This window comes from Ekhidna lutea, from assembly GCF_900188325.1.
In the GTDB taxonomy this organism is placed as follows: Bacteria; Bacteroidota; Bacteroidia; order Cytophagales; family Cyclobacteriaceae; genus Ekhidna; species Ekhidna lutea.
In genome coordinates this window covers 1-17525 of sequence record NZ_FZPD01000008.1, presented here as the reverse complement: position 1 = coordinate 17525, position 17525 = coordinate 1, and the positions used below count along the sequence as shown (strand labels likewise).

13 protein-coding genes are annotated in these 17525 nt (G+C 43.0%); 7 read left to right on the top strand and 6 right to left on the bottom strand.

The features are described 5' to 3' along the window. The first annotated feature begins 20 nt into the window (after positions 1-20). Together CHB71_RS18260 and CHB71_RS18255 are read left to right on the top strand one after the other, a co-directional pair. Entirely contained in the window at positions 21-1202 is a 1182-nt protein-coding gene (locus tag CHB71_RS18260; protein WP_089358410.1) for a molybdopterin molybdotransferase MoeA, read from the top strand. A gap of 213 nt (positions 1203-1415) precedes the next feature. Then, positions 1416-1724, top strand: coding sequence for a DUF7009 family protein (locus CHB71_RS18255; protein ID WP_089358409.1), 309 nt, complete (start codon positions 1416-1418; stop codon positions 1722-1724). Positions 1725-1883: 159 nt separating this feature from the next. Here CHB71_RS18255 and CHB71_RS18250 read toward each other — a convergent pair whose 3' ends face one another. The 3 genes from CHB71_RS18250 to CHB71_RS18240 are packed head-to-tail and all read right to left on the bottom strand — an operon-like array spanning position 1884 to position 4749. After that, positions 1884-2477, bottom strand: coding sequence for a nucleotidyltransferase family protein (locus CHB71_RS18250; protein ID WP_089358408.1), 594 nt, complete (start codon positions 2475-2477; stop codon positions 1884-1886). Further along, entirely contained in the window at positions 2474-3631 is a 1158-nt protein-coding gene (locus CHB71_RS18245) for an XdhC family protein (protein WP_089358407.1), read from the bottom strand. Before CHB71_RS18245 ends, CHB71_RS18250 begins: the two co-directional genes overlap by 4 nt. Continuing rightward, entirely contained in the window at positions 3628-4749 is a 1122-nt protein-coding gene (locus CHB71_RS18240; RefSeq protein ID WP_089358406.1) for a cysteine desulfurase family protein, read from the bottom strand. Before CHB71_RS18240 ends, CHB71_RS18245 begins: the two co-directional genes overlap by 4 nt. A 114-nt stretch (positions 4750-4863) precedes the next feature. Between CHB71_RS18240 and CHB71_RS18235 the strand changes: the two genes are divergently transcribed. Together CHB71_RS18235 and CHB71_RS18230 are read left to right on the top strand one after the other, a co-directional pair. Continuing rightward, entirely contained in the window at positions 4864-5325 is a 462-nt protein-coding gene (locus CHB71_RS18235; RefSeq protein ID WP_089358449.1) for a (2Fe-2S)-binding protein, read from the top strand. A gap of 22 nt (positions 5326-5347) precedes the next feature. Beyond that, positions 5348-7546, top strand: coding sequence for a molybdopterin cofactor-binding domain-containing protein (locus CHB71_RS18230; protein ID WP_089358405.1), 2199 nt, complete (start codon positions 5348-5350; stop codon positions 7544-7546). 29 nt (positions 7547-7575) lie between these two features. Here CHB71_RS18230 and CHB71_RS18225 read toward each other — a convergent pair whose 3' ends face one another. Beyond that, entirely contained in the window at positions 7576-10173 is a 2598-nt protein-coding gene (locus CHB71_RS18225; protein ID WP_089358404.1) for an ABC transporter permease, read from the bottom strand. A gap of 1 nt (position 10174) precedes the next feature. Beyond that, the gene (locus CHB71_RS18220; protein ID WP_089358403.1) at positions 10175-10510 is read right to left on the bottom strand and encodes a PadR family transcriptional regulator; all 336 of its coding nucleotides are present in this window, start codon (positions 10508-10510) and stop codon (positions 10175-10177) included. A gap of 109 nt (positions 10511-10619) precedes the next feature. Between CHB71_RS18220 and CHB71_RS18215 the strand changes: the two genes are divergently transcribed. Then, positions 10620-11006, top strand: a complete 387-nt coding sequence (locus tag CHB71_RS18215) for a DUF1801 domain-containing protein (RefSeq protein WP_089358402.1) — start codon at positions 10620-10622, stop codon at positions 11004-11006. Here CHB71_RS18215 and CHB71_RS18210 read toward each other — a convergent pair whose 3' ends face one another. Beyond that, the gene (locus CHB71_RS18210) at positions 11007-11753 is read right to left on the bottom strand and encodes an EcsC family protein (RefSeq protein ID WP_089358401.1); all 747 of its coding nucleotides are present in this window, start codon (positions 11751-11753) and stop codon (positions 11007-11009) included. It lies immediately after the preceding gene. A gap of 84 nt (positions 11754-11837) precedes the next feature. Between CHB71_RS18210 and CHB71_RS18205 the strand changes: the two genes are divergently transcribed. Beyond that, positions 11838-12983: a BamA/TamA family outer membrane protein gene (locus CHB71_RS18205; protein WP_089358400.1), complete on the top strand. Its 1146-nt coding sequence runs from the start codon at positions 11838-11840 to the stop codon at positions 12981-12983. Between the two features lie 220 nt (positions 12984-13203). Next, a partial coding sequence (locus tag CHB71_RS18200; RefSeq protein ID WP_144017488.1) for an Ig-like domain-containing protein occupies positions 13204-17525 on the top strand: 4322 nt, incomplete at its 3' end.

Sequence of the window (17525 nt, the reverse complement as noted above, 5' to 3'; positions counted from 1 at the left end):
AAATAATTGAAATAAGATAAATGATAGCAGTAAAAGAAGCACTAGCCATCATAGAACAACATAAAGGATCGTTTGGATCGGAGGTGATTCCGTTTGAGCAGTCGGTGGGCCGGATATTGGATGAGGATGTGATGGCAGATCGAGATTTTCCGCCTTTCAATCGGGCGGCCATGGATGGAATAGCAATTTCAATGAGCGACTGGGAAAAGGGAATGCGATCGTTTCCGGTGAGCGGTGAGCAATTTGCCGGGGCGCCTCAGCAGGAATTGACTCACGGAACGTGTTTAGAAATCATGACGGGAGCAGTGGTGCCAAAAGAGGCTGATGTAGTAATCAGATATGAAGATATCACCATTGAAAATGGAAAAGCATCTGTTAATATTGAAGAGGTAAGTCAGGGGCAAAACATCCATCCGCAAGGGGTTGATTCAGAAGCAGGAACGATTTTGATTCCAGTCGGAAAGCAACTCACCATTGGTGATGTAGGTATTTTGACCTCTGTTGGAAAAGTGGAAGTAAAGGTCAGGCGATTACCCAAGGCAGCCCTGATCTCTACGGGAGATGAATTGGTGGAGCCCCATGAAACACCTTTGCCACATCAGATACGTAAATCAAATATTCATACACTCGCAACGCTCTTAAAGAAAGCAGGCATTGATTTTACCATCTTTCACATCAATGACTCTAAGGAAGAAATCACAAGAGAGATTGGTGAGATACTGAAATCCTATGACCTGATTCTGATGAGTGGAGGGGTCTCAAAAGGGAAGAGAGATTACATCCCTGAAGTGCTTGAAGAATTGGGAGTAAAAAAACACTTTCATCGTGTGATGCAGCGACCGGGAAAACCACTTTGGTTTGGTAGTAATGAATCCACTACTGTATTTGGGTTCCCGGGGAATCCAGTGTCTACACTCGCCTGCTTCATGGTCTACTGCAGGTATTGGTTACAATCATCATTGGAAATGAAAGTCCAAAATCAGCATGCGAAACTGGGTAGAGAAATCAGATTCGAAAAAGAACTTACATTCTTTGCCTCGGTCTCTGTTAAAAACGAATTAGGTGAACTGATCGCCACACCCATAAAGGGCAATGGATCGGGAGACTTAGTCAGTCTTTCATTGGCGGATGGCTTTATTGAGTTGCCAGCAGAGAAGTCCATTTTCAAAGAAGGAGAAGTGTATCCGATATATTTGTTCTAGCAGAGTAAACGCAGGCTTTACGTAATTAGATGATGTAGAAAATGCTTATTAGAAGTTCCATTTTTAAGATGAAATTCCTCCCTTGAGGCCGGGCCGACGTTTCGGAGGTTAGGAGGGTGTTTTATGATTATTTTACTCATTATGAATACTCAAAAACACCCCTATAATCCCCTGAAGGGGATATTCACTAACTGAAATCAAGCTTAGCTTGCAATGAAACTAAGAATCAATCATTCATCCATTCGTATTCGGATAGGTAAACAGGACGTTCAGGAACTTAAAGAACATGGAAGTGTGAGAAACGAGCTCCTTTTCCCGGGCAGGGAAAAGCTGGTTTATCAGCTTGAAATAGGTGAATCCTTTCATGCTTCTTTAGATACGAACTGTTTGATCGTCACCATTCCGAAGGATGAATCAGATGCCTGGTTAAACGCTGAGAAACTCGCAATAGAGACAAAACTAGGGCGAAATGAGGGTGATGAATTGATTTTATTGATTGAGAAAGATCTACACGATCTTTAATCCTAACTTTATCAAGTTTAGATTCTGAAATAAACCTGCCTTTGCCGGTAGGCAGGTTCAGAATGACTAGTATTTCTATTTCTACTTTCTAACCAAGAAGTCATACTGAACTTGTTTCAGTATCTTCTTATATAAGCTTGATAAAGTTAGGATTAGGAATCATTCCAGCTTTCCCAAATCGTCCGGAGTATCTATATCAATCACTCCTTTACTGAATGGGATCGTGCGCACATGATCTAGTTTTTGCTGAATGAGTTTTCTGGCCCCCTGATCTCCAGTCAACTTCAATAAATCTGCGAAGAAATGATGACTAAAAATAGCCGGAACACCCATTTGATTGGCATATGAGCAAGTTGTTATACATGGTTTAGTGTCATCCTGACTTGCAATCAATTGATTGATGATTTCAATAGTTACATACGGCTGATCGGATAACATGATGATCACATGTTTAAGGTTGGTATGCTTCTCTTGTAGACTTTTCAACCCGACCTTAATGGAGGTACTCATGCCTTTTTCCCAATCGTAATTATGAACGATGCTAAAAGCCCCCGGAATAATAACTTCCTGAATGAGTTCACTTTTCGCGCCAAGGACAAGTACTCGTTCATTCACATTGACTTCCTTCCCAATATCTAAGATGTGTTGGAGTAGCGGTTTATCTTCAAATTTGACCAGTTGCTTTGGTTGACCCAACCTGCTGGAAGCACCGGCAGCTAAAACCAAGAGTCCGATATTTTCATTGGCTTTCAAATCTTTAGGGTATCAAATTGGGTGTTCTCTTTTGTGTGAATGGGTCCTCGCTTATCTCGCAGGAATGTTCCTTTGGTACCATTCAAAACTGCATTGATCTCCGCCAACACAGAAATAGCTATCTCTTCGGGCGTTTCTGCACCAATTTCCAAACCAATCGGTGCATATATTCGATCCAGTTGTTCTTGTGCGATTTCAATGCCTTTTTCTTTCAGCTCATCCACCATACGCTGGAACTTCTTCTTCGGTCCTAAAATCCCGATGTAAGGCACTTGATCATATGGAAGTAGGCACTTGAGAATAGAAAGGTCATAGTGATAATTGTGCGTCATGAGCACAAAGACCGTCTGCTCATTGATGGGGATGTTTTGAAGGGCTTCTTCCGGTTTGGCTACAATGATTTGACAGGAGGAGACAAAACGTGATTCAGACGCATGAGATGGTCTGCCATCCACGATATAGATATTCCATCCGAGTGTTTCGGCCATTAGTGCCAGTCCCTGTGTATCATTCCCGGCACCAACAATTACTAACGAAACAGCTGGAGCGAAGTACTCAATAAACGCGTTTTGAGTTGTCTGATTATCCTCGTAAGCTCTGAATAGCGATCGCTTTTCTTTGAAGACGATATTAGTGTCATTAAGAATGGAATCGTAAAGCTTCTGATTGTCGATCGATCCGGTAATTTTTTCACCTTCCTTATACATTAAAGTACATCCCGATTGCTCGCCTCTTCTGTCTTTTAGGTTAAAGAGGGTAACCATGACATAAGGTTTTTGTGAGCCAATGATTTGCTCCAAAAGCTTGAGCGGATTCATTGAATTATTAGCATCCAGTGGCTCAAACAGCACCTGAATGATTCCTTCACATCCAAGCTGAGCGCCCACAACCGCATCTGCTTCATCGCTGGTATCATAAGAGATCAGTACATTCCTATTTTGAACCAACGCATGCAAGGCTTTTCTAAGCGCATCACCTTCCAAACAGCCACCACTTATAGCTCCGGTCGTGATTCCATGTTCGTCTACTAACATCCTTGCGCTGGGTCTTCTATATGACGAGCCATCCACATGAACCACTGTTGCAAGCACAGTTTTGATTCCTTCTGCAGTAGCTTTCTTATACGCTTCGATGATGGTTTTTAATTCTCTCATGCGCTCAGTTTGTTGACGGCTGCTGTAACTTTTTGGATGGCAAAATCAATTTCGTCTTCTGTAGTAAATCTACCCAGACTAAAACGAAGGGAGGAGTTAGCCAACTGATCAGGAATGCCCATGGCCTTTAAAACATGCGAAGGTTCGACCACAGCAGACGTGCATGCTGATCCCTGAGAAACAGCCAGTCCATTGAGTGAAAGAAGCAATCGCTCGCCATCAACACCCGTGAAAGCGATGTTGGTTACATTCGGAAGCCTGTTTTCTATTACGCCATTCAGCTGAGTCCCCTCGATAGATAATAAGGATTGCTCCAATTTGTCTCTGAGACTTTTAATCTTTTCAGCTTCCTGCATTTCCTGCTTACACAATTCACATGCCTTCCCGAATCCTACGATAGCTGGAACGTTCAAAGTGCCTGAGCGGATCCCTCGTTCATGTCCGCCTCCTTCGATGATCGACCCAACCTTAGTACCTTTCCGAATGTAAAGCGCTCCAATTCCTTTTGGGCCATACATCTTATGACTTGAGAAGGACATCAGGTCAATACCTAATTCATTCACATCAACTGGTGTTTTACCTACTGCCTGTGTTGCATCGGAATGAAACAACCCTTGATTGGAATGAATGATGGCTGAAAGTTCTTTGACGGGCTGGATGCACCCTGTCTCATTGTTGGCCATCATGATGCTTACCAATCGAGTATGTTCAGAAATTGCATTTTTAAATGCATTGATTTCAAGCAATCCAGCTGGTTGTACAGATAGTACCTTAACATCAATTCCTTGAGCTGCTAAGGATTCTGCCGGGTCAAGAATGGCTTTATGCTCGGTTGCACAGGTGATGAAATGATCCCCTTTATTCAATAGTCCTTTCAAAGCCAGGTTATTGGATTCTGTTGCTCCTGAGGTAAAGATGATCTCACTAGGATTGGCGCCAATCAATTCCGCTACCTGTTCTCTCGCATGATCCACTGCTTCCTTCGCCTCCCATCCGTAGGCGTGGTTGCGACTGGAGGCATTCCCAAACTTCTCAGAAAAGTAAGGAAGCATTTCATTTACCACTCGTGGATCAGTGGGCGTAGTTGCGTTATTGTCCAGATATGCTCTTTGAATCATTGAAATTAAAATTAAACCGAAATACTACAATTGATTAACCGTCTACATAAGTGGTCTGGACATTGGAATAGAAATTCACTAATTTGTATGTCCTTACCAAAAAATGATACCAACATGGCCGCTTTTTCAATTAAAGTAAACGGTAAAACTCATCAGGTAGACGTAGATTCGGATACCCCCGTTTTATGGGTTTTGCGAGATCATCTAAAACTTGTCGGAACGAAATTTGGGTGCGGAATCGCTTCATGTGGTGCCTGCACCATTCATGCAGATGGCAATGCGATTCGTTCATGCTCGCTACCCGTATCGGCGGTTAAAGACATGGAATTGACTACCATAGAAGGGTTGTCAAAGGACGGAGACCATCCGGTTCAGGAAGCGTGGCTGGAGCATGACGTGCCACAATGCGGCTATTGTCAGGCGGGTCAGATAATGAATGCGGCAGCATTCCTTGAAAAGAATTCAAATCCTTCTGACGAGGAAATTTCCCAGGCAATGAATGGAAACATTTGCCGATGTGGAACTTATATCCGTATCAATCAGGCGATCAAGACGGCAGCCTCTAAAATGTCCTAACTCACCTCAAAAGAAATTCATTATGACACTCATTAGAACACAAATCAATCGTCGTTCATTTATGAAACTTTCTGCAGCCGCAGGAGGAGGGATGATGTTGGGATTCAGTTGGCTGGCCTCATGCTCATCACCTAAGGAACAATATGCACAAATACCTGAAGAATGGTTTGATATTAATGCATATATCAAAATAGGGGAGAATGGAACGGTCACCATTTATTCACCCAATCCGGAGATCGGACAAAATGTGAAGACCTCTATGCCTGTAATTGTAGCCGAGGAACTGGATATCGACTGGAAAAATGTCATTGTAGAGCAGGCGGATTTGAACACCATAAAATACAATCGTCAGCTGGCCGGAGGCAGTCAATCGATCCGCCATGGATGGCAAAGCCTTCGTATGGCTGGTGCAACCGGACGCAGGATGATGATGGAGGCGGCCGCAAAACAATGGGAAGTACCGGTGAGCGAATTAACGACCAGTTTGGGTGAAGTGATCCATGCTGCAAGTGATAGAAAAATTGGATATGGAGCGTTAGCTTCATTAGCAGCAACCCTGGAGATTCCTGCAGAAGTAGAAACGAAAGACAATGCAGACTTCAAGCTAATAGGAGGGAATATTAAGAATGTTGATGCAAAGAAAATTGTAACCGGAAAGCCACTCTTCGGGCTGGATTATGAGCAGGAAGGAATGCTCACAGCTATGATTGTTCATCCTCCGGCTTTTGGTATGAAGATTAAGTCTTACGACGATTCAGAAGCAAAGGCAATGCCTGGTATTAAGGATGTGATTGTGATCAATACAGAACCAAAGGAAAAGCAATGGTCAGATACGAATGCATTTACGGAATTGATTGCGGTAGTTGGTGAATCTACCTGGCAGGTGATGAAAGCGAAGAAGGCATTGAAAGTAGAATGGGAGCAGGACACACCTGCTGAGAATACTGAGGATCATTTAAGATTATTGTCAGAAGCTTTGGATAAACCCGGAGAGGAAATAAGAAAAGATGGTGACCCGGATAAGGCTTCAATTAAAGCTGCAAAAGTGGTGGAGAGTGTTTTTAGTGCTCCTTTTCTGGCTCACAATACCATGGAGCCAATGAATTTCTTTGCCAATGTAACAGCCGATAAAGCTGAGTTGGTTGGACCTGTCCAAACACCGGAATATCTGCGGCTTTCAGCGATGGATCTTCTGGGGATGACTGAAGACCAGGTTTCGATTCAGATGACCCGAATGGGAGGAGGCTTTGGAAGAAGACTGTATGGAAATTTCGGATTGGAAGCAGCAGCTATATCACAGAAAATGCAAGCCCCAATTAAATTGGTCTACACCCGTGAGGATGACATGACTCAGGGTACATATCGACCGGCCTATCGTGTGGCTTACAAGGCGTCTTTGGATGACAATGGTAATTTACTTTCCTGGCAGGCGAAAGGTGCCGGAATCCCAAGCGATCCATTATTTCCACATCGATTTCCGGCTGGAACGGTGGACAATTTTAAAATCGAACGGGTAGGTATACCAACAAACATCTCAACAGGAGCATGGCGAGCACCGCGTTCTAATTTCATTGCAGGTGCTGAGCAATCTTTTATGGACGAAGTGGCGGAAGCTGCAGGAAAGGATCCGATAGAATTTAGACTTAATCTATTTGATCGAGCGATTAAAGATCCGGTTGGAGAAACCAATGATTATGATCCGGAAAGATATGCGGGTGTGTTGAAGCTCGTTCGGGAGAAATCAAACTGGGGAACCGAGATGCCCGGAGTATTTAGAGGCGTGTCTGCTTATTACTGCCACAATTCCTATGTTGCACAGGTGGTAGATCTCGAGAAGGTCGGCAATGCCCTTAAAATCAAGAAAGTTTGGTGCGCGGTGGATTGTGGTATTGTTGTGAATGTGGAGGGTGCCCTGAATCAAATCCAGGGAGGTATCATTGATGGAATAGGTCATGCGATGTATAGTACACTGACATTCAAAGATGGAAAGCCTCAGCAAGAAAACTTCAATGGTTACAAGCTTATTCGAAACAGTGAAGCTCCGTTGGAAATTGAAACCTTCTTTGTAGAGAATGGAATCGATCCAACCGGACTGGGTGAACCATCCTTGCCACCTATATCAGCCGCATTGGCCAATGCTTTATACAAAGCAACTGGTCAGCGCTACTACCATCAGCCGTTTTCAAGTGCTGAGCAGGTACAGGTTGAGATGGTCGGATAGTACTTTATTGATTTTAGTTACCCTGTTATTTACTCATCCTTTAGGATCGTTGCGGGATTCGTTCGCGCAGTTTTAGAGGAAATATACCCTGAAGTCAACAGGACGATCAAAACCATAGCCACTGCTGAAATGACAAACATGGCCACAGGAATGTCGGTTTGGTAGGCGAAATCTCTCAGCCACCATTTTGAGAGTATAAAAGCTCCGGGCAGACCTATGCAGATTGCAATCAACAGCAAGTACAAGAAACCTTGCAGTAACTGCCAGAGCATTTCGGGATAGGAAGCTCCGAGTACCTTTCTAACTGCAATCTCTTTGGATTTTTTATGTGCATTGTAAGATGCCACTCCAAATACTCCTGAGATGGTTAAAAAGATCGTCATCAAGCAGAAGACACCAATAATCACCTGAAGTTTATTTTCCGATTGATAAAGCTCCTCAAAGCGTGAATCCAGAAATTCTACCTCCATGTCAGGCAGGTTCGGGTATAGTTCATCACTTATATCGCCGATCCCAGACAATACTTTCTCAACCGACTCAGGATTGAATTGAATGGATAAATAACCATAAGAATCTCCAGGGAATTTAACCATGGTCAGGGGCTCAATGGAGGTATGAAGTGATTGAAAATTAAAATCTTTTACCACTCCGACCACACGTCCGGTATCATTCCAAACCAACTGTTGACCGATAGGATCTCGGTCAGGGAAGCTAAGTGCCGCCATGGACTCATTGATGATAAACTCTGTTTCGTTTCTTGTAGGAGTAAAATTTTCTCCTGAAGAAATATCCATATTGTAGGTATTGAGAAAATTTTCATCCACTATAAGTATCCTGCTATATCTCCTTTCCGGATCACCTAAATTCCTAACTCCTTCCATCATGATTCGGTATCCGGGCACGGAGCTGCTGATGGTATGATTACTGACTCCAGGAATTTCATTGATCATTTCTCCCAGTGTTTCAACCTTTTGCCTTAATGAATAGTTGAGCTTAAGCAATAGAATCTGATCCTTCTCAAATCCCAGATGCTTCGTTCGCAGGTAGTTCATTTGATTGGATACTACGACAGAACCGATGATCAATATCAGGGACAGACTGAACTGGAGTATCACCAGGGTTTTACGTGTAAAACCGACTTTGCTAAAGCGGGAAGATGTCTTTTCTGAAGAGTTAAGGATTTCTGCTGGTCTAAACTTAGATAACAGGATTGCCGGATACAAACCACTCAATAATTCCAATCCCAAGATGATACCTAAAAGCACTAAAGCAATTATAGGATTCGCAATAAAATTGAGCGAAACCTGCTTTCCGGTAAAGTTTTGAACAGCCGGTTCTATAAGAATGAGTAGCAATAGACTGCCCAAACCTGCTAATACCAATAAGACCAGATTTTCGGATAAAAATTGGGTTACGAGGCTGCCTCTACTTGCTCCAACAGTCTTTCTCAAACCGACTTCTTTTGAGCGATCCAGTCCTTTTATGATGGTGATGTTGACGAAGTTGATGCATGAAATAATTAGTACAAACGTCCCAATAGAAAGCAAAATGTAGATGGTGTACACATTACCGTGATCAGCTACATCTTTTTCCTGATCAGTAAATAGGTGAATTCTGTGAATCGGTGTGAGTACAGTTTTAAACTTCTCTTTTCGCTCCTCACTAACATTATATTGGGTAAAAAACTCTTCCTTTATTAAGTTCTCAATTCGATCAAAATCCGGATTGTCGATGGTTTCGAAATAGGTATAAACAAAGTAGTTTCTCCAACTTCTTTGATACTCTTCATCGCCATACGAATAGATGGATCGAAGAAAATCAAACTGCAGATGTGATTGATCTGGCACATCTTTTATCACACCTGTGACAATACTGGCATCATCTCCATCAACAAGTAGCTGCATTCGTTTACCCATTGGGTCTTCATTCCCAAAATACTTTTTTGCCATGCTTTCGGTAATCACAATAGAAGAAGGATCCTTTAATGCGGTTTTGGGATTGCCCTGGATCATTTCATACGATAGCATATTAAAAACTGATGAGTCCGCATAGAAGACATTCTGTTCATAAAACTTTTTGTCTTCATGGCTGATCCATGTATTTCGCTCCGGAATAAACCTTGCTACCCGCTTTACATCCGGGATATTCTCCTGAATAAAAGGCCCTAATCCAAACGGGCCTGCAGCCCAGGCCCTGTCACCTCCGGTATCCTGTCCCATTCGATAGATATTATCGGCATTGGTATGAAACCGATCATAATTGAGCTCATAATCAGCATAGATTAATGCCAACATGAATACGCCAATACCGAACACGAGATTAGCAAACCTGATAAAAGCGGATATTTTGTCTTTCCGAAGATTACGGAATGTGATTTTAATGATGCTTTTCATAGATAAGTATTGTGGGTGTTGGATAATATTTTGAAATGTTTTTGACCGTTCGAAGGAGAAATATCGGACGATATTAATCAGGTACCTAAGATTACGGAAGGAGGTTTGATTCTCTTGGGATTGCGCGTACCACTCATGAAGGTCACCCTGCACTTCTTCCAGGTAGTATTCAGCACAATACCATTCCAGGATTCGATCCATCCATTTAGGCGGGGTTTTGATGGGCCTTTGCATGCTATGACCGGCTAAATTCAAAAGTTAATGCAGGTACCTTATCCCATAGTTGGGTCCTTAGCTGTTTGGCTTCATTCATTGCAGCATAGCCGGAAGCGGTAATTTTGTAGAGCCTTCTTCTCCGTCCGCCTCTTTCATTGGTGGCACCACCCATAAAAGACTTGAGAAATCCTTTTTTCTCCAATCTTACAAGGACGGTATGCACCGCACTTAACGTCAGATTCCTACCTGTACTTTCTTTCACTTCATTTACAATAGAAACCGTATAAGATTCTCCTAAAATAGCAGTGGTAATGAGTGTGAGTTCTTCCAATTCTCCCAGGTGTTGTCCTTTCATGATGGAATATTAGTGTTATAAATGTAAGACTAATACGGTCCGCATGTCGAAAGGTTGCAGGAATTGTCGTGAGAGTTCCTCATAGCTTTTTTATCTTTATTGTAGCATTATGAGTATTCAAGAATTTAACGAACTGCAGTCAAACGAAGATCAAAAGATCTGTGTTGTACTGATGAAAGAAATCGGCAAGCATTTACCTGAAGCCGAGAGTAAGATCTGGCATGGACATCCAGTCTGGTTTCTTGATCAAAATCCGACTGTTGGCTATAGCAAACTCAAAGATTGTATCAGGCTTATGTTTTGGAGTGGGGCAAGCTTCGATGAGCCGGAGTTAAAGCAGGGAACCGGAAAATTTAAAGATGCTTCTTGCCGTTATACTTCTGTCGAAGAGATCAACCTCTATGATCTTCAACGTTGGCTAGAAAAGTCCAAAATAATTCAATGGGATTATAAAAACATCGTGAAAAAGAAAGGGAAGTTGGATCGGTTGAAGTAATTACTCTAACATCTTCACATTCTTAAACTTACCATCTCGCATTCGATAGGCATTCATAGCCGTTTTGCCCAGCTTATTGGTAAGTCGGTGATTGACAAGTGCACCAGCAATGGCACCAACACCGGGAATTAGTTGTAGCAGCTTGGCAAGGTCGATGTAATCTCTGTACTCCAGTTGGAAAGTACGCCAGTCAAAGCTATTTAAGTCATCGGGTAATTGCTCTTTAATCAACTCCCAGTTCTCCATGTTTTCAAAGATCATATTACGGTGTTGCTGGCTTGAAAAAGTTAACTGAAAGATGTAGAGAATGTACAATCGCTCTTTATAATCCTTTGTATCGTACCCGTAACGAGAAGCGATCTCAAATAACATCTTCATCTTCAAAGTCAACCACAACGGGAAGTCTGCCAAGCTGAGTAGAAATCCTCCGAACCCAGTAGCCGCACCTTCAACTGCCGCTGAAGATGAATAGAAGTTGATGCGTTCTTTGATTTTAGCCTCTGTTTCCTCCAATGAATGGACTTCTCGTGGTTTGCGAGTAGTAAATCCTGAGCCAAAAATTACCCCACGAGTAATTTCTTTTATTGCTTTAGTGATGGCACGATGTACTTTTTCCGGAATTATATTGTTGATTTTCTTCTGAACCTTTTTGGTGGTTTTATTCCAAAATGAAGGCTTACGTTTCATCGCAGTTTTCCACTGCTTCAATTCAGACCGGACAAGTTGGTGATAAACAGAGTTGGACATGATGGAAATATATAACTAAATGTTGCTTTTTCAGTTCAAGTCAATTATTTGCATCCGAAATTGAAGCATATTTATCTAGTCAAAATGAGCATTCCATTATTACTCCTGAGAATTCTGTCAGTCATTGGTTTGATTGTAGCGATTTCATTATCATCACATGCCCAGGAGACAGGATTAGTAAAACGCGTTTGGAACTCCGTTTTTAACGATACTACTTCTATTGAAAGACCAAAATTCATTGCCTATCCTACCGTGGCTTATGCTCCTGAAACAAAGTGGGAACTGGGAGTGAGTGCCGTTTATGTTTATTACGCCAATCAGGATATCAAAAACAGGCTGAGTGAGATCAATGCGTTTAGTTTTATTACACTGGAGCAGCAATATGGACTCTGGATGGATCACGCACTGTATAGTGACAAGAGCAAATGGTTTTTTCTTGGACGGATTCGACTGCAGCAGTTTCCGTTGCTTTATTTCGGTGTTGGGCCGGATACAGATGGAGAGGAACTTGCACAGATTGATGCAGGAAGCATCAGTATTCGAGAACGTGTTTTAAGAAAGGTGTACAAAAGCCTCTACCTGGGATTTGAATCTGATTTTCACAGGTTATCGAATGTGAGTCTAACATCGCTATCAAATGAACCCTATGAAATGCCCACGGGGCTACAGAAATTGAGTAATATCGGTCTTGGATTAGGTTTGGTGTATGACAGTCGACACAATGTGCTCAACGTACGGGAAGGATTCTTTGGAGAAACAGGTTTTCTCAGATACGATGATACATGGGGAAGTGATTTCGAGTTCACTTCATACTTTTTTGATGCCCGCTACTACCTTCCGGTAACCAGCTCTCAGGTATTCGCTTCTCAGGTGTATTTCTCTGAAGTTCAGGGTAATGCACCTTTCAGTCAGCTTTCGTTGATGGGGGGAGAATCGCTTATGCGCGGGTACTACCTGGGAAGATATCGCGATCAGACACTATTGGCGGCCCAAACTGAATATCGATTTTTGCCCTTTTCTTTTAGCGAACGCTGGGGTGCTGCCGCTTTTGTAGGAGCGGGTACTGTCAGCGATGGTGTTCGATCCTTGGACATGAGTAAACTCAAGGTTGCAGGTGGAACGGGCGTACGATTTTTGATCTTTCGCAGTAAAGACATCTTCACGCGATTTGACGTGGCATTTTCTGAAGACGGGTTAGGCTATTACTTCTTTATTGGGGAGGCATTTTAGTCAGGTTTAAAAGCGTCTTCTTTCACATGTTTTTCTCTAAATAGCTGGAAAAAGATTGTTGATTTTTTTTAAAACTGATTAATAAGACATTCTATCCAGTAGGTATCGCGTTTGGTAGAAATTGTTATCAGATGATAACATTAGATGTGTTAATTTGTATAGAGTGAGTGAAAGCGTAAATAGCGAATTATAGGCTTGAAAGGGTCAACCATCTATTGTAATGTTTAAAAGCGCTGTATTTTCAGTTGCGTGGCTATGCTGGGCGATTACCGCCAGTGCCACAGAAATACCCACCTGTGGGGGAGGAACTGCTGATTCTAATGCAGAAGATGGAATAGAAATTCCAAATGGTGTTTGTGCAGAGCTATTTGAAGACATTGGTACAGTTGATGGAATCCTTATCAATGATGGAGCTACGCTTACCATCTATGGTAACATTACGTCACTTACCGATAAAATAAACATCAAACCTGGTGGTACCCTTATTCTTTACGGCAACATCAGCGCTATTTCAAACGGTATTTTGGTTGATGGAGGAACGCTGGAGGTTTACAGCAATGTGACAATAGATGGAGGCTTTGAAATCAAAGCCTCTTCTAAAATAACTCTTAATGGAGCCAATTTAACTGTTTCATCTGGAAACGGGATTTTATCAGATAGCTCCGCCGAACTTGAGTTGTACAACGGCAGCACCATTGAGATCGTTGATGGTGCTTCTAAAATTGATAATGGATCAAATGGAACAATTACATCTGATGGCTCAGGAAACTCAATTGAAACGCAAACATGGGATGGCGATCAGGGAGATTTTAGTTGTGCATCCGGAAGCTGTTCTGATTCCGCGTCAAGCGCACAGGTCATCATCACTGAAACAGGAGGAAATACAGTTACCACTGAGAGTGGAGCGTCCGATTCATTTACCGTCGAGCTTTCAACGCCAATTACCGTAGGAACCGTTCGAGTAGATCTTAGCTCTGGTAATACAAGTGAGGGAACGGTTTCTCCCAGCTTTGTGGAGTTCTATTTTGGCAACATGGGAGCCAAAACAGTCACAGTAACTCCTGTTGATGATGGTATTGATGACGGGCCACAGTTTTATACGATTACCACAACCACTTCTACGCCAGTTGCAAGTTCACCTGATTACAATGGAGTACCAACTCCGGATGTAGGAGTTGTAAATCAAAACGATGGTGAGTTCCCTCGAATTGATCTCACAGCGACAACCTTAACAACAACAGAAAATGGATCAGCCCAAACATTCGATGCAGTGATTGGATCACAACCAGCGTCAGGTAAGGTGGTTCAGCTGGATGTTACTTCCGGTGATATGACTGAAGGAATGGTGAGCCCGGCTTCATTGACCTTTGATGAGTTTAACTGGGATACTCCCCAAACAGTGACGGTCACTCCTGTCGATGACACTCCTGTGGATGGGGATGTCGATTACAATGTGACATTGGCTGTAAATACAGGAGTGGGTAATGCAGATGGCGATTACAATTCCGTGCCAGATGCAATAGTTACGGTAACTAACCAAGACGATGAAGTGGCAGGTTTTACACTGAACACTTCAGCTACAGGTAGTACTACGGAGGGCGGAGGTAGTACCACTTTTTCCGTGGTACTGGATGCAGAACCTTTAAGCAATGTGGTTCTAAGGGTATCAAGTTTGGATATATCTGAAGGCCAGGTCACACCCTCTGATCCCCTTGATTTGACATTTACTTCAGCTGATTGGTTTACTGCTCAAACTGTGACGGTTGAAGGAGTAGATGATGCACTAAATGATGGTACAATCTCTTACAATGTTCAGGTAAGCGTTTTAGATGCAAGTAGTGATGAATTTTTTGATCCGCTGGCAGACCAGACAGTTACCATCTCCAATATTGACGATGAGCAAGCGCTCTATGGTATTATTGATGGGAATGATTCCATTTATCAGGTTGGAATAAATGATGGCATTGTTACGAGTCTTGGACCCACTCCATCAGGCGTATCACCTAGTGCCTTGGCATTTAATAATCAAGACAAACTCCTTTATTATACCAACAAGACTGGTCAGAGAGCATTATACTCATTCGACCCATCTGATGGCACCAATACCTCAAAGGGAAATACCAGTCATTCCAGTGAGATAGTAGGCCTAACTTTTGATCAGGATGGTAACCTTTTTGGTCTCGATGATAGTAATAATTTTCTCCGAATCAATTCTGCTACCGGTGCAGTTACAGAAACAACGGCGCTCACTTTATCAGGAAATGCTGGTGATTTGGTTAGCAGTCCCAGCGGAGATATGCTAATCCTGACATCTTTAAAAATCTACAAAATCAGCAAGACAGACCTGGATGCTGGAGCTCCTTATACCTTGACGGAAATCACTACCAAAGGACAATCTGCCATTTTGGGTGCGACTTTACTCACCGAACCAAACACCGGAGCATTCACCATTTTTCAGGTATCTGATGGGGACAACAAGCTATTCTACTTCTTATATGAGGGTAAGGATCTAAAGGAGCAAAAAGATCATAATACCATGTTTACTGATATGATCACCCCTGCTTATCTTATCGATCTGGCATCCGCTCCTCGCTTTGGAGGAAAAATTAGTGGGTTTGTATATGAAGATAAAAACATCAATAGCACCAAAGACGGGGGAGAAACCTCGCCTACTAGTTATTCCGGTAATCTCTTCTTAAAGTACATCGTTTCCGGAGAAACTACTGCAAGTGAAGCAATAGAGATTGATCCTTCAGTGGACGGGAGCTTTGAATTAGATATGGGACTTTTGGCAGGAACGTACGATATTATCATTGATGATAATAAGACACTAACGGATATCACTCCCCTTGTTCCTTCGGATGGGTATAACATTTCTGAATCCGGAGATCTGAAGGAAACCATCAATCTACCGGCCAATCAATGGGGGAATGTTGTATTGCAAAACTTTGGGTTATACCGGGATGCAAACATCAGCGTGACGCCAACCTCAGGGCTTGTGGTAAACGAAACCGGTACCACAGCTACCTTTGATGTCGTGTTATTACAGCCACCATCTGCAACTACTACTGTAACGATACCTATATCGAGTGACGATGCTACTGAAGGAAGTGTTTCGCCTACATCATTGATCTTTGATGACTCGGATTGGAATTCAGCTCAGACGGTAACTATAACCGGCTTGGATGACGGTGATGATGATGGTCATATCCTTTTTAATATAGTTTTAGACCCTGCTGTCTCAGGAGATGATGTTTACAATGGATTGGATGCTCCGGATGTATCTGTTACGAATGAGGACGATGAGAATACAGCGCCTGCAGTTACAGGTTCTTCTGTTTCAACAAAAGAGGATGTCGGTGTAGCAATTACACAAACAGATCTTGGGTATTCAGATGGTGATGGAGACCCGTTTGATAAAATAAAAATAACCGTATTGCCTGCCAAGGGCACACTTTTTCTTGATACAACACCATTTGAAGGGGACTATAATGTTGGAGAGGAAGTTGCAGTCAATGGTGAAATTACAGCTGCAGAGTTGGCTAGTGGATACCTGATTTTTATTGGTGATCCGGATGATAATGACGTCCCTTACACTTCATTTGATTTCCAGGCACACGATGGGACAGAGTACTCGACCGATGCTACCATTACAGTTAATGTTAGCCCCATAAATGATGCACCGACGTTTACTAAAGGCGCTAACGAATCCATCAACGAAGATGCCGGTGCACAGACAGTGGTAGGCTGGGCCACAGGTATAGATGAGGGAGGAGGACCGGATGAAGACTCACAGACGCTGACATTCAACGTTTCGAATAACAACAATGTCTTGTTCTCTGTCCAGCCGGATGTAGATGAGGCTACAGGTACCCTTACTTACACGCCTGCAACGGATGCGAATGGTGTTGCGACTGTTACAATCTCTTTGTCGGATGATGGAGGTACAGGTGGAGGCGGAGTGGATACCAGCACGGATCAGACATTTACGATCACGGTGAATGCGGTAAACGATGACCCTACGATCAGTACGATAGCTGACCAAAGCACGAATGAAGACACAGATAAGACCGGCATATCCTTTACGGTAGATGAAGGTGGCGGCACGGATGAAGATGCACAGGTGTTGACGGTGACGGCCACTTCGAGCAACACGACGTTGGTACCGAATGGGAACATTACGGTGAACTATACGGACAATGGAGGCTCCTCGGCGAATGTGCTGAGTCCAACCCTTGATATCACACCTGCAGCGAATCTTTCAGGCACGACCACCATTACGGTGACGGTGCAGGATAATGGCACGGGCACACCGAGTGCGGTGGAGACGTTTGACCTAACCGTCAATGCGGTCAACGATGACCCCACGATCAGTACGATAGCTGACCAGAGCACGAATGAAGACACAGATAAGACCGGCATATCCTTTACGGTAGATGAAGGTGGCGGCACGGATGAAGATGCACAGGTGTTGACGGTGACGGCCACTTCGAGCAACACGACGTTGGTACCGAATGGAAACATTACGGTGAACTATACGGA

Excerpts from the sequence above, each read along its gene's own strand:
- CHB71_RS18230 (WP_089358405.1), top strand. The coding sequence starts at position 5,348 with ATGACACTCATTAGAACACAAATCAATCGTCGTTCATTTATGAAACTT.
- CHB71_RS18255 (WP_089358409.1), top strand. The coding sequence starts at position 1,416 with ATGAAACTAAGAATCAATCATTCATCCATTCGTATTCGGATAGGTAAA.
- CHB71_RS18240 (WP_089358406.1), bottom strand. The coding sequence starts at position 4,749 with ATGATTCAAAGAGCATATCTGGACAATAACGCAACTACGCCCACTGAT.
- CHB71_RS18245 (WP_089358407.1), bottom strand. The coding sequence starts at position 3,631 with ATGAGAGAATTAAAAACCATCATCGAAGCGTATAAGAAAGCTACTGCA.
- CHB71_RS18205 (WP_089358400.1), top strand. The coding sequence starts at position 11,838 with ATGAGCATTCCATTATTACTCCTGAGAATTCTGTCAGTCATTGGTTTG.
- CHB71_RS18260 (WP_089358410.1), top strand. The coding sequence starts at position 21 with ATGATAGCAGTAAAAGAAGCACTAGCCATCATAGAACAACATAAAGGA.
- CHB71_RS18225 (WP_089358404.1), bottom strand. The coding sequence starts at position 10,173 with ATGCAAAGGCCCATCAAAACCCCGCCTAAATGGATGGATCGAATCCTG.
- CHB71_RS18215 (WP_089358402.1), top strand. The coding sequence starts at position 10,620 with ATGAGTATTCAAGAATTTAACGAACTGCAGTCAAACGAAGATCAAAAG.
- CHB71_RS18235 (WP_089358449.1), top strand. The coding sequence starts at position 4,864 with ATGGCCGCTTTTTCAATTAAAGTAAACGGTAAAACTCATCAGGTAGAC.
- CHB71_RS18220 (WP_089358403.1), bottom strand. The coding sequence starts at position 10,510 with ATGAAAGGACAACACCTGGGAGAATTGGAAGAACTCACACTCATTACC.
- CHB71_RS18210 (WP_089358401.1), bottom strand. The coding sequence starts at position 11,753 with ATGTCCAACTCTGTTTATCACCAACTTGTCCGGTCTGAATTGAAGCAG.